This window comes from Streptomyces sp. SPB162, assembly GCF_029504575.1.
Lineage (GTDB): Bacteria > Actinomycetota > Actinomycetes > Streptomycetales > Streptomycetaceae > Actinacidiphila.
In genome coordinates this window covers 3,631,636-3,655,574 of record NZ_JAQFII010000001.1, presented here as the reverse complement: position 1 = coordinate 3,655,574, position 23,939 = coordinate 3,631,636, and the positions used below count along the sequence as shown (strand labels likewise).

The 23,939-nt window shown below is 70.4% G+C and carries 18 protein-coding genes, 6 tRNA genes and 1 pseudogene; 16 read left to right on the top strand and 9 right to left on the bottom strand.

All coding sequences use genetic code 11. The features are described 5' to 3' along the window. The first annotated feature begins 18 nt into the window (after positions 1 to 18). Positions 19 to 840, top strand: a complete 822-nt coding sequence (locus M2266_RS16650; RefSeq protein ID WP_277438897.1) for a PIG-L family deacetylase — start codon at positions 19 to 21, stop codon at positions 838 to 840. 854 nt (positions 841 to 1,694) lie between these two features. On the opposite strand, the gene M2266_RS16645 is transcribed toward M2266_RS16650, so the two are convergent. Continuing rightward, positions 1,695 to 2,645, bottom strand: coding sequence for a VCBS repeat-containing protein (locus M2266_RS16645; RefSeq protein WP_277438896.1), 951 nt, complete (start codon positions 2,643 to 2,645; stop codon positions 1,695 to 1,697). A 220-nt stretch (positions 2,646 to 2,865) separates the two neighbouring features. Here M2266_RS16645 and M2266_RS16640 point away from each other — a divergent pair, with 220 nt between their 5' ends. From M2266_RS16640 to purM, 4 genes and pseudogenes are all read left to right on the top strand, one after another. Continuing rightward, on the top strand, positions 2,866 to 3,069 hold the full coding sequence (locus tag M2266_RS16640) for a DUF4177 domain-containing protein (RefSeq protein ID WP_269278912.1): 204 nt from the start codon (positions 2,866 to 2,868) through the stop codon (positions 3,067 to 3,069). Between the two features lie 83 nt (positions 3,070 to 3,152). Beyond that, positions 3,153 to 3,958: pseudogene (locus M2266_RS16635) on the top strand (sterol carrier family protein). 165 nt (positions 3,959 to 4,123) lie between these two features. Further along, positions 4,124 to 5,641 (top strand): amidophosphoribosyltransferase, encoded by a 1,518-nt coding sequence (gene purF / locus M2266_RS16630; protein WP_277438895.1) that lies wholly within the window; start codon positions 4,124 to 4,126, stop codon positions 5,639 to 5,641. Positions 5,642 to 5,794: 153 nt separating this feature from the next. Then, complete coding sequence (gene purM, locus M2266_RS16625; protein WP_277438894.1) at positions 5,795 to 6,862, top strand: phosphoribosylformylglycinamidine cyclo-ligase; 1,068 nt, start codon at positions 5,795 to 5,797, stop codon at positions 6,860 to 6,862. 111 nt (positions 6,863 to 6,973) lie between these two features. On the opposite strand, the gene M2266_RS16620 is transcribed toward purM, so the two are convergent. Further along, positions 6,974 to 7,231, bottom strand: coding sequence for a DUF3073 domain-containing protein (locus tag M2266_RS16620; protein WP_269278924.1), 258 nt, complete (start codon positions 7,229 to 7,231; stop codon positions 6,974 to 6,976). Positions 7,232 to 7,638: 407 nt separating this feature from the next. After that, entirely contained in the window at positions 7,639 to 8,751 is a 1,113-nt protein-coding gene (locus M2266_RS16615; protein ID WP_277438893.1) for a Glu/Leu/Phe/Val dehydrogenase dimerization domain-containing protein, read from the bottom strand. Between the two features lie 397 nt (positions 8,752 to 9,148). Between M2266_RS16615 and M2266_RS16610 the strand changes: the two genes are divergently transcribed. After that, positions 9,149 to 9,994, top strand: a complete 846-nt coding sequence (locus M2266_RS16610) for a hypothetical protein (RefSeq protein ID WP_277438892.1) — start codon at positions 9,149 to 9,151, stop codon at positions 9,992 to 9,994. A 557-nt stretch (positions 9,995 to 10,551) separates the two neighbouring features. Then, positions 10,552 to 10,758: a developmental transcriptional regulator BldC gene (gene bldC, locus M2266_RS16605; protein WP_003949541.1), complete on the top strand. Its 207-nt coding sequence runs from the start codon at positions 10,552 to 10,554 to the stop codon at positions 10,756 to 10,758. A 437-nt stretch (positions 10,759 to 11,195) separates the two neighbouring features. On the opposite strand, the gene M2266_RS16600 is transcribed toward bldC, so the two are convergent. The 6 genes from M2266_RS16600 to M2266_RS16575 form a co-directional block, all read right to left on the bottom strand. Further along, positions 11,196 to 11,378: a DUF6274 family protein gene (locus M2266_RS16600; RefSeq protein WP_277438891.1), complete on the bottom strand. Its 183-nt coding sequence runs from the start codon at positions 11,376 to 11,378 to the stop codon at positions 11,196 to 11,198. A gap of 176 nt (positions 11,379 to 11,554) precedes the next feature. After that, positions 11,555 to 11,629: transfer RNA gene (locus M2266_RS16595), tRNA-Asp, on the bottom strand. 206 nt (positions 11,630 to 11,835) lie between these two features. Next, a complete protein-coding gene (hrpA, locus tag M2266_RS16590) occupies positions 11,836 to 15,795 on the bottom strand; it encodes an ATP-dependent RNA helicase HrpA (RefSeq protein WP_277438890.1) in 3,960 nt (1,319 codons plus the stop codon). A 312-nt stretch (positions 15,796 to 16,107) separates the two neighbouring features. Further along, positions 16,108 to 16,181: transfer RNA gene (locus M2266_RS16585), tRNA-Phe, on the bottom strand. Positions 16,182 to 16,185: 4 nt separating this feature from the next. After that, positions 16,186 to 16,260 (bottom strand) — tRNA-Asp (locus M2266_RS16580). Positions 16,261 to 16,298: 38 nt separating this feature from the next. Beyond that, positions 16,299 to 16,371: transfer RNA gene (locus tag M2266_RS16575), tRNA-Glu, on the bottom strand. A 209-nt stretch (positions 16,372 to 16,580) separates the two neighbouring features. Here M2266_RS16575 and M2266_RS16570 point away from each other — a divergent pair. The 9 genes from M2266_RS16570 to M2266_RS16530 all read left to right on the top strand — a co-directional run bounded on the left by M2266_RS16570 (position 16,581) and on the right by M2266_RS16530 (position 23,734). After that, positions 16,581 to 16,931, top strand: coding sequence for a metallopeptidase family protein (locus M2266_RS16570; RefSeq protein ID WP_277441236.1), 351 nt, complete (start codon positions 16,581 to 16,583; stop codon positions 16,929 to 16,931). Positions 16,932 to 17,121: 190 nt separating this feature from the next. Further along, on the top strand, positions 17,122 to 17,586 hold the full coding sequence (locus tag M2266_RS16565; RefSeq protein ID WP_277438889.1) for a hypothetical protein: 465 nt from the start codon (positions 17,122 to 17,124) through the stop codon (positions 17,584 to 17,586). Positions 17,587 to 17,920: 334 nt separating this feature from the next. Then, the gene (locus M2266_RS16560) at positions 17,921 to 20,227 is read left to right on the top strand and encodes a DEAD/DEAH box helicase (protein WP_277441235.1); all 2,307 of its coding nucleotides are present in this window, start codon (positions 17,921 to 17,923) and stop codon (positions 20,225 to 20,227) included. 175 nt (positions 20,228 to 20,402) lie between these two features. Continuing rightward, a complete protein-coding gene (locus M2266_RS16555; protein WP_277438888.1) occupies positions 20,403 to 20,570 on the top strand; it encodes a hypothetical protein in 168 nt (55 codons plus the stop codon). Positions 20,571 to 20,633: 63 nt separating this feature from the next. After that, on the top strand, positions 20,634 to 22,154 hold the full coding sequence (locus tag M2266_RS16550; protein WP_277441234.1) for an amino acid permease: 1,521 nt from the start codon (positions 20,634 to 20,636) through the stop codon (positions 22,152 to 22,154). Between the two features lie 115 nt (positions 22,155 to 22,269). After that, a tRNA-Lys gene (locus tag M2266_RS16545) sits at positions 22,270 to 22,342 on the top strand. A 240-nt stretch (positions 22,343 to 22,582) separates the two neighbouring features. Beyond that, positions 22,583 to 22,655 (top strand) — tRNA-Lys (locus M2266_RS16540). 135 nt (positions 22,656 to 22,790) lie between these two features. Next, on the top strand, positions 22,791 to 23,063 hold the full coding sequence (locus M2266_RS16535) for a ribosomal protein L7/L12 (protein WP_277438887.1): 273 nt from the start codon (positions 22,791 to 22,793) through the stop codon (positions 23,061 to 23,063). 176 nt (positions 23,064 to 23,239) lie between these two features. Next, complete coding sequence (locus M2266_RS16530) at positions 23,240 to 23,734, top strand: hypothetical protein (protein WP_277438886.1); 495 nt, start codon at positions 23,240 to 23,242, stop codon at positions 23,732 to 23,734. The last annotated feature ends 205 nt before the right edge of the window (positions 23,735 to 23,939 follow it).

The following is a 23,939-nucleotide window of genomic DNA, read 5'->3' as shown; positions in this document are numbered from 1 at the left end:
CCTGCCAGGATGGCGGGGATGAAGACGATCCTCGCCTTTCACGCCCACCCGGACGACGAGGTGGTCCTCACCGGCGGAACCTTGGCGCGACTGGCCGCGGAGGGCCACCGGGTGGTCGTGGCTGTCGCCTGCGACGGGATGACGGGCGCCCCGACGGAGCGCCTGGACGAACTGCGGGCGAGCGCCGCGGTGCTGGGCGTCGCCCGCGTGGTGCACCTCGGCTACGCCGACAGCGGCCACGGCCCGCTGCTCTTCCCCGACCCGCCGGGCCGCGTGCGGTTCGCCCGCGCGGACCTCGACGAGGCCGCATCGAAGCTCGCGGCACTGCTCCGTGAGGAGCGCGCCGCCCTCCTGCTCAGCTACGACGCCCAGGGCGGTTACGGCCACCGCGACCACGTGAAGGTCCACGAAGTGGCCGCGACGGCCGCCCGCCTGACCGGCACTCGCGTCCTGGAAGCGACGCGGCCGAGAGAGCCGATCGCCCGCGCGGCGCGGTTTCTGCGTCTGCTCGGCTATGACGCACGGGCGCTGCGCACGGCGTACACCCCCTCAGCGGAGATCACCCACCGGTTCGACGTCCGCCCGTACGCACGCCAGAAGCGGGCGGCCCTCGCGGCCCACCGATCCCAGGTGGCGGCGGGTAGGGGCCGCGCGGCGACGTTGTTCCGCCTGCTGGTGCGGCTACCGGTCCCGGTCTTCGGGTTGCTGCTGGGGACCGAGTGGTTCAGGGAGCCGGCGGCCGTCGTACGGCCTGGCTTCGGCAGATCTATGGGTCTGCGCCGGCTGGGTCGTGGCTGGAGTTCGGGCGCGCGGAGGGCGGCCCGGCACTGCGCGCCTTGACCGGGCGGAGGGCGGCCCGGCACTGCGCGCTCTGCCAGGGGGTTGGCCCGCTGCGCGGTCCGGGAGGCGGAGTGGATTCCGGTCCGCTGCGCTGCCCGGGAGGTGGCCGGGTGGTTGAGGCGGGTGGCGGGGCTCGGGCGGGTTCGGGGGCTGGGGTTCGGGCAGTGCGGAGTGGTGCGTCTGCGGCGCTGCGCACCTTGACCGCGCGGAGGGGGGAGGGTGCGGCGCTGCGCGCCTGCCAGTGGGGCGGTCCGCTGCGCTCCCCGGGCGGGGTCGGGGTGGGCCGGCTTCGGCGGTGCCCTGCGGGTGGTGCGGTTGGAAGGGGACCGGGTTCGTTTCCCGCCCCGGGGGCGGGTGGCGTTTGATCCGCCCATCCTGCCGGAAGGTGGGGCGGTTGTGACGAGCGTTGTCTGGTGGGGTCAACGAGGCGGCCTTTCGGGAGACGTGGATCCCTAAGGGTGGCTAGAGCTTCACTTAGCGAGGCTCCGGCCACACGAGCTGATCCTCCGGGCCCGAACCGGATGCCGAGGCCTTCTCACTCGCCCGCGCCGCCGCACCTGCCCCAGCCAACTCCGGGCTTCGCCCCGGGAAGCGCAGCGGACCGCCCCACTGGCAGGCGCGCAGCGCCGGGGGCCGCCCCTCCGCGCGGTCAAGGCGCGCAGCGTCGCAGAAGCACCACTTCGTACTGCTCGAACCGCAGCCACCGCCCGGTCAAGGCCGGCGACTCCGGGCCCGCCACCCCGTAGCCCGGCGCCGCCCCGTGAAACAGCCCGGCCCCGGACCTCTTTCGAGGGCCGGGGCCGGGCTGCGTCCACGGGGGGCCGGCGAGAAAGTGTCGCCGGCCGTGGGGACTCTTAGAGCAGGGTCCAGTTCTGGAAGCCGACACCGATCTTGACGCGCGCCTTGAGCGGGGCACTCGCGTTGCCGGTACCGGAGTACCGGTACACCTCGCCGCTGGGCGTACGGGCGATGAGGTCCGTTATGCCGTCGCTGTCCATGTCGCCGATGGAGAGCAGGCGGTCGAACATGTTCCACCCGCCACCGATGCTGACGCGGTTGGCGAAGGGGGCCTTGTAGTTGCCGGTGCCCTTGTAGAGCCACAGCGTTCCGGCCTTGTCGCGGGCGACGATGTCGGCCCGACCGTCACCGGTCAGGTCGGCCTGGCCGGCGATCTGGTTGTACAGGCCCCAGCCGCTGCTGACGCGCAGGCGCGGGTTCAGGTGGCCGTCGGCGTAGCCGAGGTACACGTACATCACGCCGGACTTGTCGATGCCGAAGACATCGGCTTCCGGCGCGCCACCGAGGTTACCGGGGGAGAGGATCGTGTTGTAGGTCTGCCAGCCGCCACCGATGGTCGTGACGTTGGCGTCGGCGTCGGCGTAGAGCAGCCGGCCGTCCTTGACGACGGTGTAGGTGCCGTCGGTGAAGCCGTCCTTGTCGTTGTCGACGTTCTGCACGCCGGCCGCGAAGTCGTAGTTGACGTTGACCGGGTAACGGGCTTCGAAGCCACCCGTGCCGTTCGGGAAGTACAGGCTGAGCTGCTTGTCCTGCTTGTTCACGGCCGACATCGCGAAGTGCGGCGCTGCCGTGCCCGCGGCGTCGGCGCGCGGGGCCGCGAACGCGGTCTTGGCGTTCTTGGCGGCCTTGGGGTGCTGCTTGGCCACGGCCTGGGCCTGTGCGCTGACGGCGTCTTCCGGGCCCCCGGCTGCGCTGGCGGTGCCGGCTGCGGTGGCGGCCATCGCGACGGTGATCGCGGTGGCGGCGAGCGCGCGCTTGAACGCGCGGCCGCGCTTGATGAATGTCATGAAAAATGCCCCCTGAATCTCACTGGACGGCACGATCTTCCTTGCCGTGCCCCCCAATTCCCCGCGATCTTTGCACATTCGTTGTACGGATGTTCGAGGAGGTCCCCTTTTGGGGATCGACGTGACGCACCCGCGGTTTCACCCCTGCCGCCCCGGGCCCGCACGGGCGTGGTTGGCTGGCGCCCGACGGATTCCGTACGACCGCGCAAGGGGCTGGGCCATGTTCGAGTACAAGGTTGTTTCGTTCCGTGAATCGCTGATCGGGGACGCGCTGGACGGCGACAAGCTGGAGAAGACGCTCAATAAGCACGCCGGTGACGGCTGGGCGCTCAAGGCGATCACCGCCGCCGACGTCAAGGGCCGGATCGGTCCCGGCGCCGTCGAGGGTCTGCTGCTGACCTTCGAGCGCCCCCGCCAGGGCTGAGCGCCGAGCGGACTCCTGTCCCCGGGGACAACCCCGGGGACAACCCCGGGGACAAGCCCGAGGGAGCCGCATACGCTCGCTCCATGACGTCTGCCGGTCGCCGTGCCCGTAGTTATGACCCTGCCAGGACGCGAGCCGCGCTCGTTGCGGAGGTGGGAGCCGTGCGGGCGGCGGTGCGTGCGCTGGGTCCGGAGCAACTGGGCGGCTCCCTCCGGGCTGCCCGGGTGGGATGTGCGGTTGCTGGTGGCGCACATCGTGCGACAGATCGATGCCGTCGGAATGCTGCTGGGCGAGCCCGAGCCGGATCCGGCGCCCCCGGTGACCGGGCTGTCGGTGTGGGCGGTGTCCACCGCCGCCATCGCGGACCGACTGGATGCCTCCACGCGGGAGACCGCTGCCGGGATGGGTGACCCCGCGGGTGCGATCGACGCGGCGGCCGAACGGCTGGAGCCGTTCCTGGACGAGGCGGTGCGGGCCGACAGGATCGTTCCGCACGTGTTCGGGGCGATGCGGGCGCTGGACATGACCGTCACCCGGCTCGTGGAGCTCGTCGTGCACGGGGACGACCTCGCGCGCGCCACCGGTGTTGAGGTGGCGCACGACCGGCAGGCCGTCGCGGCCGTCACCCGGTTGCTGGCCGACGCGCTCGCCGTCAAGGCGCCGGGCAACTCCGTCGAGGTGCGTATCCCGCCCTACGCGGCCCGTCCAGTGCGGGGAGGGCCCCCGGCACACCCGTGGGACCCCGCCGAACGTCGTCGAGACCGATCCCATGACGTGGATCCGGCTCGCCACCGGTCGGACCGACTGGAAGACCGCCCTGGACGAGGCGGCCGTCTCCGCCTCCGGCGAGCGGGCCGATCTTGCGGCCCACCTTCCCGTGCTGGGCTGACCACCTGCCCGTAGCGGGGCGCTCACGCCCTGTCCGCCCGGGGGGCGTAAAGCACGTGATCCTCGCCTCACCTGCGGTGAGACACCCGTGGTCACACCCGTGATCGCCGGGTTCGCTGGGCGTCCCCCGTTCGGACGCGGGTCGAATCTGCCTTAGACTCGTGGTGTGCCTCGTGGTGATGGACGACTCAACCACGACCTGCTCCCCGGCGAGAAGGGCCCCCAGGACGCTTGCGGCGTCTTCGGAGTCTGGGCCCCCGGCGAAGAGGTCTCCAAGCTCACCTATTTCGGTCTGTACGCCCTGCAGCACCGCGGACAGGAGTCCGCGGGCATCGCTGTGAGCAATGGCTCCCAGGTCCTGGTCTTCAAGGATATGGGGCTTGTTTCCCAGGTCTTCGACGAGACCTCTCTCGGCTCTCTGACCGGCCATATCGCCGTCGGTCACGCCCGCTACTCGACCACCGGTGCCTCGGTGTGGGAGAACGCCCAGCCCACCTTCCGCGCCACCGCCAACGGGTCGATCGCGCTCGGTCACAACGGCAACCTGGTCAACACGGCGGAACTCGCCGAGCTGGTCGCCGACCTGCCCCAGGGCAACGGCCGGGCCACGCGGGTGGCCGCCACCAATGACACCGATCTCGTGACGGCGCTGCTGGCCGGCCAGGTCGACGAGGACGGCAAGCCGCTCTCCGTCGAACTCGCCGCCGGCAAGGTGCTGCCTCAAGTCAAGGGTGCTTTCAGCCTCGTCTTCATGGACGAGCACACGCTGTACGCGGCGCGTGACCCGCAGGGCATCCGCCCGCTGGTGCTCGGCCGGCTGGAGCGCGGCTGGGTCGTCGCCTCGGAGTCCGCAGCCCTCGACATCTGCGGTGCAAGCTTCGTCCGGGAGATCGAGCCCGGCGAGCTGATCGCGATCGACGAGAACGGTCTGCGGACCACCCGATTCGCGGAGGCCAAGCCCAAGGGCTGCATCTTCGAGTACGTGTACCTGGCGCGTCCCGACACCGACATCGCGGGGCGGAACGTCTACCTGTCCCGGGTGGAGATGGGCCGCAAGTTGGCCGCCGAGGCGCCCGTCGAAGCCGATCTGGTGATACCGACCCCGGAGTCCGGCACGCCGGCCGCCGTCGGCTACGCCGAGGCGAGCGGGATCCCGTACGGGACCGGCCTGGTCAAGAACTCGTACGTCGGCCGGACGTTCATCCAGCCGTCGCAGACCATCCGGCAGCTGGGTATCCGGCTCAAGCTGAACCCGCTCAAGGACGTCATCCGCGGCAAGCGGCTGATCGTCGTGGACGACTCGATCGTCCGCGGCAACACCCAGCGCGCGCTGGTGCGGATGCTCCGCGAGGCGGGGGCCGCCGAGGTCCACATCCGGATCTCGTCGCCGCCGGTCAAGTGGCCGTGCTTCTTCGGCATCGACTTCGCGACCCGCGCCGAACTGATCGCCAACGGCATGTCCGTCGAGGAGATCGGCAAGTCGCTGGGGGCGGACTCGCTCGCGTACATCTCGCTGGACGCCATGGTCGAGGCGACGACGATCGCGAAGCCGAACCTGTGCCGCGCGTGCTTCGACGGTGTCTACCCGATGGACCTGCCCGACCCGGAGCTGCTCGGCAAGCAGCTCCTGGAGACCGAGCTGGCCGGTGGCGCGGACGCCGCCGACGCGCTGCGCCGTCCCTAGTCGGGCACTCTGAAGGCAGTTCGCTGTTGCAGTTCCCCGTTGCGGAAGCCCCCGCCGACGCAACCCGGGAGCCGGTGTTCGTGCATCCGGCTCCCCTGATCGCCGCCCCGGCGATCGCCCCGCACCCATTCGACGACGTGAAAGTTCCCAGCCATGCCTGAGAATACCGGCGCCAGCTACGCCTCCGCCGGCGTGGACATCGAAGCGGGCGACCGCGCCGTTGACCTGATGAAGGAATGGGTCAAAAAGGCCTCCCGCCCCGAGGTCGTCGGTGGCCTCGGCGGGTTCGCCGGGCTCTTCGACGCCTCCGCCCTCAAGCGCTACGAGCGGCCGCTGCTCGCCTCCGCCACGGACGGCGTCGGCACGAAGGTCGACATCGCCCGCAAGATGGGCGTCTACGACACCATCGGCCACGACTTGGTCGGCATGGTCGTGGACGACCTGGTCGTGTGCGGCGCCGAGCCGCTCTTCATGACCGACTACATCTGCGTCGGCAAGGTCTACCCCGAGCGGGTCGCGGCGATCGTCAAGGGCATCGCCGAGGGCTGTGTGCTGGCCGGCTGCGCGCTGGTCGGCGGCGAGACCGCCGAGCACCCGGGGCTGCTGGGTCCTGACGACTTCGACGTCGCGGGCGCGGGCACCGGTGTGGTCGAGGCCGACCAGGTGCTGGGCGCGGATCGTATCCGTTCGGGTGACGCGGTGATCGCGATCGAGTCCTCGGGACTTCACTCCAACGGGTACTCGCTGGTGCGCCACGTCTTCTTCGACCGGGCCGGCTGGGAGCTGGACCGGGACGTTCCGGAATTCGGCCGCACCCTCGGCGAGGAGCTGCTGGAGCCGACCAGGATCTACTCGCTGGACTGCCTCGCGCTCACCCGGCTCGCTCCGGTGCACGCGTTCTCGCACATCACCGGCGGCGGCCTGGCCAACAACCTCGGCCGCGTGATCCCCGACCACCTGCACGCCACCGTCGACCGTTCGACCTGGCGGCCGGACCCGGTCTTCACCACTGTCGGTGAGCTCGGCGGGGTGGAGCGGCTGGAGCTGGAGAAGACGCTGAACATGGGTGTCGGCATGATCGCGGTCGTGCCGCAGGAGTCGGTGGACGTGGCGCTGGCCACGCTTGCCGACCGCGGGGTGGAGGCATGGGTGAGCGGCGAGGTCGTCGAACGCGGTGACCACGCCGAAGCCGTGACCCTGACCGGGGACTACGCGAAGTAGTCGAGAGGTCGGGCTCCCGGGGTCAGTCCTTCGGACGGGCTCCGGGAGCCGCGGGCCACGACGAAACCCGGTCCGGGGCGGGCCCCGGACCGGGTCTGTAGAAATGCAGCGTCAAGAGTGACGACGTTGCGGCGAGGGCTCCGCGTCCTCGTCCTCGTCATCATCGTTGTAACGACTCGCGTACTGTGCGTACGGATCGTCGTCGTCGTTCTCGTCGTCATCGTCCACAACAGGCTCCGGCGGAAGTACCGGAAGTGGTGACGATGCGCCCAGCTCGTCGGCCAGACGTGTGAGATCGGTTCCGCCGCTGTTGTACTTCAGCTGGCGGGCGACCTTCGTCTGCTTGGCCTTGGCCCGGCCGCGCCCCATGGCTCGACCCCCTCAACGGCGGGGCTCGATGGCCCCGAGTCTTGACACGCGTTCATGAATCGGAGCGGTCTCTCAGCTGAGAGACCGGTCCGTAGGGCTTCAACGGTACCTGCTTCCGGAGCCGCACGGTACGTCGCCCGCACGACGCGCGTCGGAGCGGGAGCCGAAGTGGGCCCTGTCCTGGCTGGTCAGCCGTGATTTTACCTGGTTCTAGCGCGAACTTGCTATCGCTTCGTGCGTTCGGTCACCCACCGCGTCGGCGGGTGGACCACCGGGCGGTTCCGCGGAAGATCCCGTGCGGCGGGCGGCCGCCTGTCCCCGGGCGGACTCCTGGCGGACTCCTGGACAGGCGGCCGCCCGCCGCACACCAGGTGAGCGGCGGGTGACCGGCGGGTAAGTGGCTGGAATCAGCCTGCTTCGGGACGCAGCCAGTCGGCGGCCGGGGTCCGGTCGGCGATGCGCTGCTCGGCCAGCCGGTCCGCGGCGGCGGCCGGCGGGATGCCGTCGGTCCGCGCGCGATCGAAAATGGCGGCGGTCGTGTCAAAAATCTTGGTTGCCTTGGCCTTGGCCCGGTCGAAGTCGAAGCCATGCAGCTCATCCGCGACCTGGATCACGCCACCGGCGTTCACCACGTAGTCGGGCGCGTAGAGGATCCCGCGGTCGGCGAGGTCCTTCTCGACGCCGGGGTGGGCGAGCTGGTTGTTGGCCGCGCCGCACACGATGGTGGCGGTGAGGGCCGGCACGGTCTCGTCGTTCAGCGCGCCGCCGAGCGCGCAGGGCGCGTAGACGTCGAGCGGGGTGCGGATCAGGACGTCGGCGTCGGTGACGGCGCTGATCTGCGGGTGGCGGGCACGGATCCGGTCGACGGCCTCGGCGCGAACGTCGGTGATCACGACCTCGGCACCGTCCTCGATCAGGTGCTCCACCAGGTGGTGGCCGACCTTGCCGACGCCGGCGATGCCGACCCGCCGGCCGCGCAGCGTCGGTTCACCCCACTGGCTGCGGGCGGCGGCGCGCATGCCCTGGAAGACGCCGAAGGCGGTCAGTACGGAGGAGTCGCCGGCGCCGCCGTTCTCGGGGGAGCGGCCGGTCGTCCAGCGGTTCTCGCGGGCGACGACGTCCATGTCGGCCACGTAGGTGCCGACGTCGCAGGCGGTGACGTAACGGCCACCGAGGGAGGCCACGAAACGACCGTAGGCGAGCAGCAGGTCTTCGCTCTTGATCGCTTCCGGGTCACCGATGATCACGGCCTTGCCGCCACCGTGGTCGAGACCGGCCAGGGCGTTCTTGTACGACATGCCGCGGGAGAGGTTCAGGGCGTCGAGCGCGGCCTCTTCGTCGGTCGCGTAGTCGTAGAAGCGGGTACCGCCGAGGGCCGGGCCCAGAGCGGTGGAGTGGAGCGCGATGACGGCCTTGAGGCCGCTCGCACGGTCCTGGCAGAAGACGACTTGCTCGTGTCCGCCCTGTTCCGACCGGAACAGTTTGGAGACGACGCTGGAAGTCTGAAGAACGTCGGTCACGGTGGTGACTCCTGCAGTCCAGAGGTTGCCCTCCGTGCGGGTGGGGAGGGCCGGTTGGCGCAAGCGTATTGCCCGCAGGCGACCCGCACGGCCGTAGGGCCCGACCGATTGATCGCGAACGGCCTCCGCTGCGCACCGTACGTCCTTCATCCGTCCCCCATCCGTCCCCCGTGGGCTGCGTGTTTGCGGCCGAAGGTCCGGAACGTGCCGTTCCATCCGGCCGGAACGCATCGGTCCGTGGTCGGTCCGTGGTCGGTCCGCGGTCGGGTTCGTACCGGCGGAACGAGCCCGACCGGACCGAGAGAACAAGCCGGTCGGGCACAGTGCTGTGGATCACCCCCACCGGGGGCCGGAGCGTGGGACGATTCGGGTGAGAGCCGGTCACGAGGGAGCGGGTGTGGGCTTGTCGTCGGTGCTGGTCCCGTACGCGGCGTATCTGCGGGTCTACGAGCCGCTGGCGGCGTTCCCCGAACCCGAACGCACCCACTGGAACCGCTACGCGGCCGCGGGCGAGGTGCGGACCGCACAGGACGAGCTGCGGCAGTCGCTGGCCGACCTGCTGCCCGTCCCGCCGGTGGCCGTCCCGGTGCACGAGAGTCGCGACGCCTTCGTGGCCGTCGTCAACGGCGTGACGCACATCTGCCCCTGGCGTACCCGGCTGCGCGGCTGGCTGGCGCTGGACGCCCTCGCCGAGGAGCTGCCAGAGGTCCTGCTGGACGCCGTGCTGCCCGCCGTGGTGCGCGCCCAGGCGGAGGCGGACCACGAGGCGTGGCGGGAGCGCAACCCGGACGCCCGGCCGTGGATCCGCTCCGCGACGTGGCACGTGCCGATGCGCTGGTTCGCCCTGTTCGGCGATGACGAGCGCGAGTACGAGCCGGCCGGGCTCGGCGAGGCCAAGGAGCCGCTGATGCGGTACCGGACGCCGATGGTGCAGGCCCGCCGCCGGGTGGCGCGCGGACTGCGGGTGCTCAAGGACGCGTTGGAGGAAGGCCCGCTGATCGACGGCCTGATCGACGTGGGCCGCTGGCTGGAGGAGTTCCACCCGCGCTCCCTGGTCGAGCTGGATTACGGCGGCCTGGTGCACGCGATCCCCGAGGCCGATCTCGCGGAGGACCGCTCGGCTGCCGACGTGGCCGAGGGTCTCGCCGCGCTCAAGGACGGCTCGGGGGCCGCGGCCTCCGAGGCGTACGAGCGGCTCACCGAGCGCTGGCGGACCATCCGCGAGCTGCAGTTCGCCAGCTGACCCTCGGGGGGCGAGCCCCGGCGGCCCGACACCGGTGTGCGGATCCCGGCGGCTGCCGACGCGCCGTCAGAGGCACCCCACGAGGCCGGACGAGGGGCCGTGGGCCTGCCCGGGACGATGGTCCCGATCCGGGCCATTGGCTCAAGCGTGACGGAGAGCACGTAAGGGGACTCTTGCGGACATCCCTACCGGTCGTGCCAATATGGGACAACGAGTCCTGGAAGAGCTGGTTCCGTCCAGCAATGGGTGGGTTGTCCGGTATTGCATATCTTGAGGGTGGGGATGGGGCTGGTGATCCAGCTGTGACTGATCGTCACTCTGGAGTGACTGTCCGTTATGGCATGGTCCATCGGCTTCCGTAGAGCTTGAACCCCTGAGAGGGCAATTCCATCGGTTTGGCCGACGAGGCTGGACGGATGGTGTAGTTGTAGTGCCGAGGACAAGCCGTTCGTCCTATTACCGACTCGGCCCGCGTCCGCCATTTCGGGCAACACGGGTCAAGGTGCAGAATTTAGAGGTAGAACCGCGCTGGTTCGGTTCTCTCGAGGAGGCCGCTCATGACCGCTCGCACCCCTGATGCCGAGCCGCTGCTGACCCCCGCTGAGGTCGCCACGATGTTCCGCGTGGACCCGAAGACGGTCACGCGGTGGGCCAAGGCTGGGAAGCTCACGTCCATCCGCACGCTCGGCGGGCACCGCCGCTACCGCGAGGCGGAGGTCCGCGCACTTCTGGCGGGCATTCCGCAGCAGCGCAGCGAGGCCTGACAAGCCCTTACATGCCCTTTAGGGCCGACTTTTGGGGCCCCCACCCCATAAGTCACCTGCTCCACCGTTCCACGGGCTCCCTGCCCCCATCGGGGACGCCACAAGGACACAGAGATCGCATCGGACTCCGCCGGGTCCGATGCGATCTTTTTTGTGCCCCCAGGGGCCCTTGAGGGGCGCTGGGGGCCGTGCTGCGGAGGCGTTGCGGGACGTTGCGGGGCTTTCGGGGGCAGTTGCGCCGACTGCCCGCCGGCGTGGCGCGAGCGTCTCTGTGGGGTCCGCTGTGGAGTCTTGTGGCCATCTTGCGCGGACCTGTCGCTGCCGTCCGGTGCGCATCGCGGGCAGATCGGGCACGGGTGCAATTGCACATATTAAATTGACACCCTCCAGAAGGGGGTCCAGTTCCCCACGTCTTGGAAATCTTTGAGTGACGCCCGTCACATGCACGGGTCTTGTGGGTGCTCAGATCCTTGCGGTAATGGGGGATCGGGCCTCAGGAGGGCAAGGCGCAACAGGCGGTGGCAGGTGACGCAGTGTCGGGTGAGGTGCCTGCTACCCGACGCGGCCGCCAGGTGGGCACGGAGCAGCGCCCTCGTCTCGTGCCTGGGAGTCGACGTCATACCGCAAGGCGTACCGGCGGCCGCCGGGACCCGTCAAGACGGCGCACAGCCCCGCCCGCTGGGGCGAAACGGGAGCGGAACGGGGGCGGGTCGGGGGGTGTGGACGGGCGGGCGGCGCGGACCGGCCGCAACGCGAGAGGCCCGGATCCACAAGGGATCCGGGCCTCTCGATAATGCGGTCCTGACGGGATTTGAACCCGCGGCCTCCACCTTGACAGGGTGGCGAGCACTCCAAACTGCTCCACAGGACCAGGCTTTGCGGCGCTGAACCTTCCTGCGCTGCGAGTGAGACTGTACAGCAGGTCAGGGGGTGGGGTCGAACTCGTTCGGAGGCACGTCCCCGGACCGGCACCGGACCGGCACCGGACCGGCACCGGACCCGCACCGGGCGCGGCCGACGGCCCCCGGCGGAGCGTCCCCCGGCCGGACGGCCCGCCCGCCCCCGTGACCCGGACCGTCAGCCCCAGGCCTCGTCCAGCACCTTGAAGATGCGCTTGTCGGAGACGGGCTGCGAGGTGCCCAGCGCGTGCGCGAAGTAGCTGACGCGCAGCTCCTCGATCAGCCAGCGAATGTCCCGAACCTTGTCCGGAACCGGGCGCCCGGCCGGCCGGGACGCCAGCAGCTCCGCGTACTCGCGCTGGATCTCCTGGACCTTCTCCATGCGCATGGTGTCCCGCTGGACGTTGGTGGGCATCTGCTGGAGCCGGCGGTCGACCGCCACCAGGTACCGCATGAGGTCGGGCAGCCGCCGCAGGCCCGTGGTGGTCACGAAGCCGGCCGGTACGAGGGCCGCCAGCTGCTCCTTGACGTCCGCCAGGTTCGCGATCAGGACGAGGCTCGTGGTGGCCTTCAGGCGGCGTTCACAGGCCTGCCAGGCGGCCAGCACCTGCTGGACCCGGCTCACGGTCTTCACGGTCAGGTCGACCAGGTCGGTGCGGACCTTGTCGAAGAGCTTGCGGAACGATTCCTCGTCCCACGCCGGGCCGCCGTGCGCGGCGATCAGCTGGTCGGCGGCGGCGGTGACGCAGTCGTCGAAGAGCGCCTGGATGCTGCCGTGCGGATTGCGCGAGAGCGCCAGCTTGGCCTCGTTGTTCAGCCGGCCCTGGGCGAACTTCGACGGGTTCGAGGGGATGTTGAGCAGGATCAGCCGCCGCGTGCCTGCCCACATCGCGGCGCTCTGCTCGGCCTCGGTGTCGAAGAGCCGCACGCCGACGCTCGCGCCCTCGTCGACCAGCGCGGGGTACGCCTTCACGGGCTGGCCGCCCCGCCGGGTCTCGAAGGTGCGCGGCAGGCTGCCGACGGTCCACTGGGTCAGGCCCGTGCGCTGCTCGATGCCGATGGCGTCGGCGGCCTTGGAGATCACCTCGCGCGTCTTCGGCTTGAGCCGCAGGGTCAGCGCCTCCAGGTCCTTGTCCTCGGCGAGTTTGCGACCGCGCTCGTCGATCACCCGGAAGGTGATCTTCAGGTGGTCGGGGACCTTGCCGAGGTCGAAGTCCTCGACGTCCATCCGGACGCCGACCATCCGCTGCAGCTCGCGGGCGAGCGTGTCGGGCAGCGGCTCCTGGACCGGCACCACCCGGTCGAGGAACGCCTTCGCGTAGTTCGGCGCGGGGACGTAGTGGCGGCGGATCGGCTTGGGGAGCGACCGGATCAACTCGGTAACGACCTCCTCGCGCAGGCCCGGGATCTGCCAGTCGAAGCCGTCGGGGGTGACCTGGTTGAGCACCTGGAGCGGGATGTGGACGGTCACGCCGTCGGCGTCCGCCCCCGGCTCGAACTGGTACGTCACCTTGAACTTGAGCCGCCCCTGGCGCCAGGAGTCCGGGTAGTCGTCCTTGGTGACGGTCTGGGCGGCCTCGTTGATCAGCATGGACTGCTCGAAGTTGAGCAGTTCTGGTTCGTCCCGGCGCTTCTGCTTCCACCAGGAGTCGAAGTGGGCGCCGGATACGACGTCCTGAGGCAGCTTCTGATCGTAGAAGTCGAAGAGCGTCTCGTCGTCGACCATGATGTCCCGGCGGCGGGCCCGGTGTTCGAGCTCCTCGACCTCACCGAGCAGCTTGCGGTTGTCGTGGAAGAACTGGTGATGGGTACGCCAGTCGCCCTCGACCAGCGCGTTGCGGATGAACAGATCCCGTGAGACCTCTGCGTCGATCCGTCCGTAATTCACCTTGCGCTGCGCGACGATCGGCACGCCGTACAGCGTCACCCGCTCGAACGCCATCACCGCGGCCTGGTCCTTCTCCCAGTGCGGCTCGCTGTAGGTGCGCTTCACCAGGTGCTGCGCGAGCGGCTCGACCCACTCCGGCTCGATCTTCGCGTTGACCCGCGCCCACAGCCGCGAGGTCTCCACCAGCTCGGCCGACATGATCCAGCGCGGCGGCTTCTTGAACAGCGCAGAACCGGGGAAGATCGCGAACTTGGCGCTGCGGGCGCCCAGGTACTCGTTCTTGTCGGTGTCCTTGAGACCCAGGTGCGACAGCAGCCCGGCCAGCAGCGACGAGTGCAGCCGCTGGGAGTCGGGAGCCGCGTCGCTCTCCTTCTCCTCCAGATGGATGCCCATGGTCTTGGCGACCGAGCGCAGCTGGCTGTAGATGTCCTGCCACTCGCGGATCCGCAGGTAGTTCAGGTACTCCGACCGGCACATCCGGCGGAACGCGGAGGACGACAGTTCCTTCTGCTGCTCGCGCACGTAGCGCCACAGGTTCAGGTACGCCAGGAAGTCGCTGGTCTCGTCGGCGAACCGGCGGTGCTTCTCGTCCGACTGCTGCTTCTTCTCCGCGGGCCGCTCACGCGGGTCCTGGATCGACAGCGCGGCCGCGATCACCATGACCTCACGGACACAGCCGTTGCGGTCGGCCTCCAGCACCATCCTGGCGAGCCGCGGGTCGACCGGCAGCTGGGCCAGCTTGCGGCCCAGCGGGGTCAGCCGCTTCTGGTGGTCCTTCTCCTTCGGGTCGAGCGCGCCGAGCTCCTCCAGGAGCTGGACGCCGTCCTTGATGTGACGGCTGTCCGGCGGGTCGATGAAGGGGAACCTGGCGATGTCGCCGAGGCCGGCCGCCGTCATCTGCAGGATGACGGACGCCAGGTTGGTCCGCAGGATCTCCGCGTCGGTGAACTCCGGCCGGGACTCGAAGTCCTCCTCGGAGTACAGCCGTACGCAGATGCCGTCCGAGGTACGCCCGCAACGTCCCTTGCGCTGGTTGGCGCTGGCCTGCGAGATCGCCTCGATCGGCAGCCGCTGCACCTTGGTGCGGTGGCTGTAGCGGGAGATGCGGGCGTTGCCCGGGTCGATCACGTACCGGATGCCGGGCACGGTCAGGGACGTCTCGGCGACGTTCGTGGCCAGCACGATGCGGCGGCCGGCGTGCTTCTGGAAGACCCGGTGCTGCTCGGCGGAGGAGAGCCGCGCGTACAGCGGCAGCACCTCCGTGGAGCGCAGGTTCAGCTTGTTGAGCGCGTCCGCGGTGTCGCGGATCTCCCGTTCGCCGGAGAGGAAGACCAGGATGTCGCCCGGCCCCTCGCGCTGCAGCTCCTCCGCCGCGTCGCAGATCGCGGTGACCTGGTCGCGGTCGTCGTCATCGCCCTCTTCGGCGAGCAGCGGCCGGTAGCGGACCTCCACCGGGAACGTCCGCCCGCTCACCTCGACGACCGGGGCGTCCCCGAAGTGCCGGGAGAAGCGCGCGGGGTCGATGGTGGCCGAGGTGATGATCACCTTGAGGTCGGGGCGGCGGGGGAGCAGCTGGGCGAGGTAGCCCAGGATGAAGTCGATGTTGAGGCTGCGCTCGTGCGCCTCGTCGATGATGATCGTGTCGTACTGCAGCAGCTCGCGGTCGGTCTGGATCTCCGCGAGCATGATGCCGTCGGTCATCAGCTTGACCAGGGTGCGGTCGCCGACCTGGTCGGTGAAGCGGACCTTCCAGCCGACGGCCTCGCCGAGCGGGGTGTTCAGCTCCTCCGCGACCCGGTCCGCGACGGTGCGGGCCGCGATCCGGCGTGGCTGCGTATGGCCGATGAGGCCTCGCACCCCGCGCCCCAGCTCCAGGCAGATCTTGGGGATCTGGGTGGTCTTGCCGGAACCGGTCTCCCCCGCGACGATCACGACCTGGTGATCGCGGACGGCCGCCAGGATCTCGTCCTTCTTCTGGCTGACCGGCAACTGCTCGGGATACGTGATCGTGGGCACGGCGGCGCGCCGGCGCTCCACCCGCGCCTCGCCCTGCTCGATCTGGCCGGCGATCTCCGCCAGCACCGCCGCGCGGGCTTCGGTCTTGCGGATCCGGCGGGCGCCTTCGAGACGGCGGCCGAGCCGCACTTCGTCGCGGAGCGACAGTGCGGAGAGACGGGATCCCAGGTCGGCGAGGGTGGCGGGGCCGGGCTGGCCGGCGGCACTGGAGGCGGAAGCAGGCTGGGTAGACATACGGCCCCCAGGATCGCACCCGGTTCGAAGAGTCCGCGAATCATTTCGCGGCGGTGCGAGCCGGGCTCGACCCGGGGGCGGCGCGCGGTCGAGCGGGAGATCCGGCGAAAGTCGTTGAATCCGGGTCTATCCGCGGGGGTGCCCGGCGCGGGTCCGGGGCCGGGGAGTGTGACGCATCGGACACCGGCCGAAGGTCCTGAGGAACGACGAATGCCCGGGGACGACGAAGGCCTCGGGATGACGACGAACCGGGGAACGACAAACCGGGGAACGACGAAGGCCCCGTCCGGAGACGGGGCCTTCGTCGTGCGGTGGCTGGGGCCGGGGTCGAACCGGCGACCTACCGCTTTTCAGGCGGTCGCTCGTACCAACTGAGCTACCCAGCCGCAGCGGTCCTGACGGGATTTGAACCCGCGGCCTCCACCTTGACAGGGTGGCGAGCACTCCAAACTGCTCCACAGGACCTAGCTATGTGTAAGACGAGTCTCACACACGGTAAAGCGTACCCCCAACGGGATTCGAACCCGTGCTACCGCCTTGAAAGGGCGGCGTCCTGGGCCACTAGACGATGAGGGCTAATTGGCCCGCCTTGGGCGCTTCTCTCGGCGCCGTCGGGGACGTGAGAAGCATATGGGATGCCGCCGGGTATCGCCAAAACGGTTACCGGCCGGTCGCGGGGGCGGGCGGGGACCGGGCCGCGGTGGGGGGGAGGGGGTGCCGGGAAGGTGGTCCGGAAGTGGTGCCGCGCACCGGGAGATCCGCCGCCCATGACCGACAATGGGCGAGTGCTGGAGATGACGCGCGAGGAGTTCGAGGAACTGGTCGGCGAAGCGCTCGACCGGATTCCCGCCGAGCTGACACGGCTGATGGACAACGTCGCCGTATTCGTCGAGGACGAGCCCGACCCCAAGGACCCCGATCTGCTCGGTCTCTATGAGGGGACACCCCTGACCGAGCGGGGCGAGTGGTACGCAGGGGTGCTGCCGGACCGGATCACGATCTACCGGGGGCCGACGCTGCGGATGTGCGCCGACCGGGAGGAGGCGGTCGCGGAGACCGAGGTGACGGTCGTCCACGAGATCGCCCACCACTTCGGCATCGACGACGAACGGCTGCACGCGCTCGGCTACGGGTGACGGTTTCGGCGGGCGCCGGGCAGTGGGCGGACGGGGCGTGGGGAGGAGGGGATGGACCGGGCCGGTGAGGTCGCGGGCCGGTGGCGCGGCGCGGATGCGGTGCCGGGCCGGGCGTGTCCTGGGGGGCCGCGCGGGCGTTGGGCACCAGAGACCCTGCCCGCCGCGTCCTGACTCCCCGAGGTGCATGCACATGCCCCCTTCCTCCTCCCGCGTCGCCTCGCGGACCGCCGGAGCCCTACTCGCCGCCACCGCCGTCCTCCTGACGGCCGGTTGTATGAGCACCGGGGAGTCGCGGGACGACCCGCGGCCGCAGGGGGTCTCGCCGTCGGCGCGGGTCGACGCGGGCCCGGACGGAACGCGGGCGGAGGGCGGCAGGCCCGCGTCCGGTGGGCACAAGGCCAAGCCGAACGGTTCGCCGTCCCCCTCCGCCTCCACCAGTGGGGTGCCGCCGCTGGGCGGCGCCCCGGCGGCCGCGAAGCCGACGCCGGCCCCGGGCAAGCCGTCCGCCGGGCCGGGCGGGACCGCGCCCTCCGTCCCCGCCTCCAGCCCGACGCCCACCGCCACGGTTTCGGCGACCACCGAAGCCCCGGCGCCGCCCACGACCACGCCGGCCTCGCCGTCGGCGTCCCCCGTCGAGTCGGCGCCCGCGGCGTAAGCGCGCCCCCGGCGTAGTCGGCTCGTCGGGTGTAACCGGCATCACCGGCCGAGCCCGCCCAATCGGCCGTATCCGGTGTAAAGTAGGAAGCCAGCAGCGTGTTCCCGGCCCCACGACGGCCCGATTGGTCAAGCGGGCCGGACATGCGTATGCTGGTAGATCGTTTGATCCTAATGCCCGGCGCCGAATCCGAAGAGCGCCGCGTGGCGCGTTCCTTTTCTCCAGGCTGCTGACCGCATCGAGGCGGTTGTATGCGAACCCCGGAGCTGGCGCGTGCCGAGTCTCCGAGAGGTTCAGCTTTAGCATGCCCATTAACACCGCCGACCGTACCGCCATGTCCACGGACGACTCCGTGACTGACGACACCACGATCGACACCACGGCCGAGACGACCGCCGTCGAGTCCCTCGAGACCGACGCCGTCGAGGCCGACACCCACGACATCCCCTCCACCGAGGCAGCCGAAACCGCGGACACGGACACCGTGGACGAGGCCGAAGAGGCCGAGGAAGAGGAGTACACCGGCGTCACCTTCGGAGAGCTGGGGCTCGCCGAGGGCATCGTCCGCAAGCTCGCGCAGAACGGCGTCACCAAGCCGTTCCCGATCCAGGCCGCGACCATCCCGGACGCCCTGGCCGGCAAGGACATCCTCGGCCGTGGCCGTACCGGCTCCGGCAAGACGCTCTCCTTCGGCCTGCCGCTGCTGACGCTGCTCTCCGGTGGCCACACCGAGAAGAAGCGTCCGCGCGGCATCATCCTGACGCCGACCCGTGAGCTCGCCATGCAGGTCGCCGACGCGCTGCAGCCGTACGGCGACGTCCTCGGCCTCAAGATGAAGGTCGTCTGCGGCGGCACCTCGATGTCCAACCAGATCTACGCGCTGGAGCGCGGTGTCGACATCCTCGTCGCCACCCCGGGCCGGCTGCGCGACCTGATGAACCGTGGCGCCGCTTCGCTCGACAAGATCCAGATCGCGGTCCTCGACGAGGCCGACCAGATGGCCGACATGGGCTTCCTGCCCGAGGTCACCGAGATCCTCGACCAGGTCCCGGTCGGCGGCCAGCGCCTGCTGTTCTCCGCCACCCTGGAGAACGAGATCGACTCGCTGGTCAAGCGCTACCTCAAGGACCCGGTCACGCACGAGGTCGACGCGGCGCAGGGCGCGGTCACCACCATGACCCACCACGTGCTCGTCGTGAAGCCGAAGGACAAGGCGCCGGTCACGGCCGCCATCGCGGCTCGCAAGGGCCGCACGATCATCTTCGTCCGCACCCAGATGGGCGCGGACCGCGTCGCCGAGCAGCTCATCGAGTCGGGCGTCAAGGCCGACGCGCTGCACGGCGGTATGACCCAGGGCGCGCGTACCCGCGTGCTGGAGGACTTCAAGGGCGGTCTCGTCAACGTCCTCGTCGCGACCGACGTGGCCGCGCGCGGTATCCACGTGGACGGCATCGGCCTGGTGCTGAACGTCGACCCGGCCGCCGACCACAAGGACTACCTGCACCGTTCGGGCCGTACCGCCCGTGCCGGTGAGTCCGGCACGGTCGTGTCGCTGGCGCTTCCGCACCAGCGCAAGACCATCTTCCGTCTGATGGAGGACGCGGGCGTCGACGCCTCGCGCCACATCATCGGTGGCTCGGGCGTCTTCGACGAGGAGGTCGCCACGATCACCGGCGCCCGCTCGATGACCGACGTCCAGGCCGACTCGGTCCAGAACGCGGCGGCCCAGGCCGAGCGTGAGGTCGCCGAGATGACCCGCGAGCTGGAGAAGCTGCAGCGCCGCGCCACCGAGCTGCGCGAGGAGGCCGACCGCCTCACCATGCGCTCCGCCCGCGAGCGTGGCGAGGACCCGGAAGAGGCCGTCGCCGCCAAGGCCCTGGAGATCGCCGAGGCCGCAGCGGCCGAGGCCGCCCGCATCGCGGCCATCCCGGTCCAGCCGGAGCCGCAGCGCCGTGACGACCGGGGCAACTACGGCCGTCGTGACGACCGTCAGGGCTCCGGTGGCTACCAGGGCAACCGCGACCGTCGTGACGAGCGCCCCTCCGGTGGCCGTTCTTTCGAGCGTCGTGACGACCGTCCGTCCTCGGGCGGCTTCCGCTCCGGTGGCGACCGTCCCACCGGTGGCCGTTCTTTCGAGCGTCGTGACGACCGCCCGTCCTCCGGTGGCTTCCGCTCCGGCGGCGACCGCCCGACCGGCGGCCGTCCGTTCGAGCGCCGCGACGAGCGTCCGTCCTCCGGTGGCTACCAGGGCAACCGTGACCGTCGTGACGAGCGCCCCTCCGGTGGCCGTTCTTTCGAGCGTCGTGACGACCGTCCGTCCTCCGGTGGTTTCCGCTCCGGCGGCGACCGCCCGACCGGTGACCGTCCGACCGGCGGCCGTTCCTTCGAGCGCCGCGACGACCGTCCGGCCACCGGTGGCGGCTACCGCTCCGGCGGCGCCGACCGTCCGGCCTTCAACCGTGACCGCCGCGAAGAGCGTCCGGCCACCGGCGGCGGCTTCCGCACCGGCGGCGACCGCCCGTTCAACCGCGACCGCCGCGACGAGCGCCCCGCCGGCCGCACGTTCGAGCGCCGTGACAGCCGCCCCGGCCAGACCGGTACCGGCTCGATCGACCGCAAGCCCCGCTGGAAGGCCAACTGACCAGGCCTGAACGCGTCTGACCCCGACGGGCCCGCCCGATGCCACCGGCATCGGGCGGGCCCGTTTTCTGTGTTGCTCGATCCCCACGAAGCTGCGCGTCGACGGCTCGATCCGCTCCGCGGGGGGAGCGTCGACCGCGGCGCGCACGCGGCTGCTGCGGGCGGAGAGTCTGGACGTGCACCTGCCGGTCTCCGAGGACGGCCCGGTAACGCTCGAACTCCCCGTGCGGCGGGCGGGCGTCGACGGCGTGGCGAGGGCGCTGCTGACGTACGGCGCGTGCAGCGAGCGCTTCGGCTGCTCGGCCCCGGTACGTGACCGGGCGGTGGAGTTGCGGTTGCCGTGAACCGGCGGTGGGTGGGGCGCATGTCGGGCCCCCGGCGTGGGAACTGCTGGGGGCATGACAACAATGCGTACGGATCAGCCGCCGGATCCGCCCGAGGGGTCCGACGAGGAGCGGTTGCGGCAACTGGGGTATACCCAAGTGCTCGCGCGGCGCATGTCGGCGTTCTCGAACTTCGCGGTGTCGTTCACGATCATCTCGGTGCTGTCCGGGTGTCTGACGCTGTACATGTTCGGCATGAACACCGGTGGCCCGGCGGTCATCATGTGGGGCTGGGTGGGCGTCGGGCTGATGACGCTCGTGGTCGGGCTGGCGATGGCGGAGGTCTGCTCCGCGTATCCGACCTCGGCCGGGCTGTACTACTGGGCGCGGGCGTTGGCGCCGGAGCGCAGCGCCGCCGCCTGGGCGTGGTTCACCGGGTGGTTCAACGTGCTGGGGCAGGTCGCGGTGACCGCGGGCATCGACTTCGGGGCGGCGAGCTTCCTCAACGCCTACCTGACGCTGCAGTTCGACTGGCCCGCCACCCCCGGCCACACGATGATCCTTTTCGCGGCGATCCTCGTGCTGCACGGCGTGCTCAACACCTTCGGGGTGCGCATCGTCGCCCTGCTCAACGACATCAGCGTGTGGTGGCACGTGATCGGCGTCGTCGTCATCGTCGGAGCGCTGGCGATCGTGCCCGACAGCCACCAGTCCACGTCCTTCGTCTTCACCGAGTTCGTCAACAACACGGGGTGGAACAGCAGTCTCTACGTGGTGCTCATCGGCCTGCTGATGGCGCAGTACACCTTCACCGGCTACGACGCCTCCGCCCACATGACCGAGGAGACCCACGACGCCTCCGTCGCCGGGCCCCGCGGCATCGTCCGGTCGATCTGGACGTCCTGGGTCGCCGGTTTCGTGCTGCTGCTCGGGTTCACCTACTCCATCCACAGCTACACCGGAGCCCTGGACAGCGACACGGGCGTGCCGCCGGCGCAGATCCTCATCGACGGGCTCGGCGCGACCGGCGGCAAGGCGCTGTTGCTCGTCGTGATCATCGCGCAGCTCTTCTGCGGTATGGCGTCCGTCACGGCCAACAGCCGCATGATCTACGCGTTCTCGCGCGACGGCGCCCTTCCGTACTCCCGTGTCTGGCACCGGATCAACCAGCGCACCCGCACGCCCACCAACGCCGTCTGGCTCGCCGCCCTCGGCGCGATGCTGCTCGGCCTGCCGTACCTGATCAACCCGACCGCCTACGCGGCGGTGACGTCGATCGCCGTGATCGGCCTCTACATCGCCTACGTCATCCCGACGTTCCTGCGGCTGCGCAAGGGCGACGCCTTCGAGCGCGGCCCGTGGCACCTGGGGCGCTGGAGCCGGCCGGTCGGGCTGCTCGCGCTGGGGTGGGTCGCGCTGATCACCGTGCTGTTCATGCTGCCGCAGGTGAGTCCCGTCACGGCGAAGAGCTTCAACTACGCGCCGGTGGCGGTCCTCGTCGTCCTGGGTTTCGCCGCCACCTGGTGGCTGGTCTCCGCCCGTCACTGGTTCCTCAAACCGGCCACCGAGGGTGCCGGTGGCGGGGCACGGACCCGGGCCGACTGAGCCGGCCGTGTGCCGGGCGCGGGCGGGGGTGGCGTCCTGCCCGGTCCGGGCACAGATCATCCACCGCCGATAAGACTCGGACCTGCGCCCCTCGCCGGGCTATGCTGCGGGTTGCGGGCCATTAGCTCAATTGGCAGAGCAGTGGACTTTTAATCCATTGGTTGTCGGTTCGAGTCCGACATGGCCCACAGCGAGAGCCGCAGGTCATCCCCGGATGACCTGCGGTTTCTCTGCGTCCGGAGTGGCCGGATCCGGTCCCGCGGGCGGTCCTTCCCGGCCGGACCCGCCGGGCCCTGGCCCGAGCCGCCCCCCGTCCGCCGTCCCTCCGGGCCCCTCCAGGCGCCCCCTTCCGCGCCCCTTCCTACGGCTGACCGGCGGTGATGCGGCGCGGACCGCGCTCCGCACCCGGCTATGCTGGGAGGAACAACGGGCCGTTAGCTCAATGGTTAGAGCAGTGGACTTTTAATCCATTGGTTGTGGGTTCGAGTCCCACATGGCCTACCCGCAGGCGTACCGGTCTCGCCACCGGCGTCCTGCGAGAGCGCCCCGGTCGGGTTTCCCGACCGGGGCGCGCCTCTGTTCCAGCCCGGTGGTGACCCTTCGGTAGGCTCGTTCCCCGTGACGTACATAGTGGTGATGTTCGCGCTGGTCGGCTTCGGGGCGATGTGTTCCGCGATCGAGCGGAAGGTCGACCGGGTCGAGCGCCGGGTGAAGTTCATGGAACGCCGTCAGGAACTGATCCTGACGCATCTCGGCGTCGAGGACCCGACCTCCCCCGATCTGCGAGGGATCGACGCGTTGCTGCGCGAGGGCAAGAAGATCCAGGCGATCAAGGCCTACCGCGACCTGACCGGCGCCGGGTTGAAGGAAGCCAAGGAAGCGGTCGAGCGGCTGCCGGGTAACGCCTGACCTGCTCCGACCTGCGGGAGAGCTCCCGCGCCCGAGCCCGGCGGCGAAGATCCTCAGACACGGCCTAGGGGGCGGGGTAGGGATAACCCCCAGGAGTTATGGGGCATGAGCCGGATGGGTCGGGGGAGTCCGGTGCGGCAGAGTCAGTGACACCAGCCACTGACAAGGAGTTCGACATGGCCGCCATCTCGGTACCAGCCCCGGCCCCCACCGGCCCGCTGGCGGCGTTCGTGCGCTTCGTCGTCTGTGGAGGGGGAGTTGGGCTGCTGTCCAGCGGGGCGATGCTGCTGGCCTCCGGCCACGCGCCGATCGCGCTGGCGAACGCGGTGGTGACCGTCCTGTCCACCCTGCTCGCCACCGAGCTGCACGGCCGCTTCACCTTCAGGGCAGGCCACGCCCGACCGGCCGACCACCTCAAGTCCGGTCTCACCGCCACCATTTGCTACCTGTTCACCACCGGCGCCCTGCTCGCCCTGCACGCGGTCCACCCGAACCCCGGGCCGCTGCTGGAGCAGACCGTCTACCTGTCGGCGTCCGGCCTGGCGGGCATCGGACGCTTCGTGGTCCTGCGGGTCATGGTCTTCGCGCACGGTGCCCGGTCCGCGACCGCCACCCGCCCGGTCGGCAGGAAGACCCTGCTCACCCGCCGGGCGGTCGCCGTCGCCGCGTAGTCGGCCGGAGCCTCAGGCACGCAGCCGGGCCGGGAGGGTCGTCGCGGCGGGTACCAGGGCCGCCGCGATCGGCCCGGCGCCGACGGTTACCGGCCGGCCCGCGCGCGGAAGGCGAGTACGGCCCTTGTTCGCATCCCACCGCCACGACAAGAATCCGATCTGCACCGAGGCTCCACAGATCCTCGAAGGCGGGGACGGATCCTCG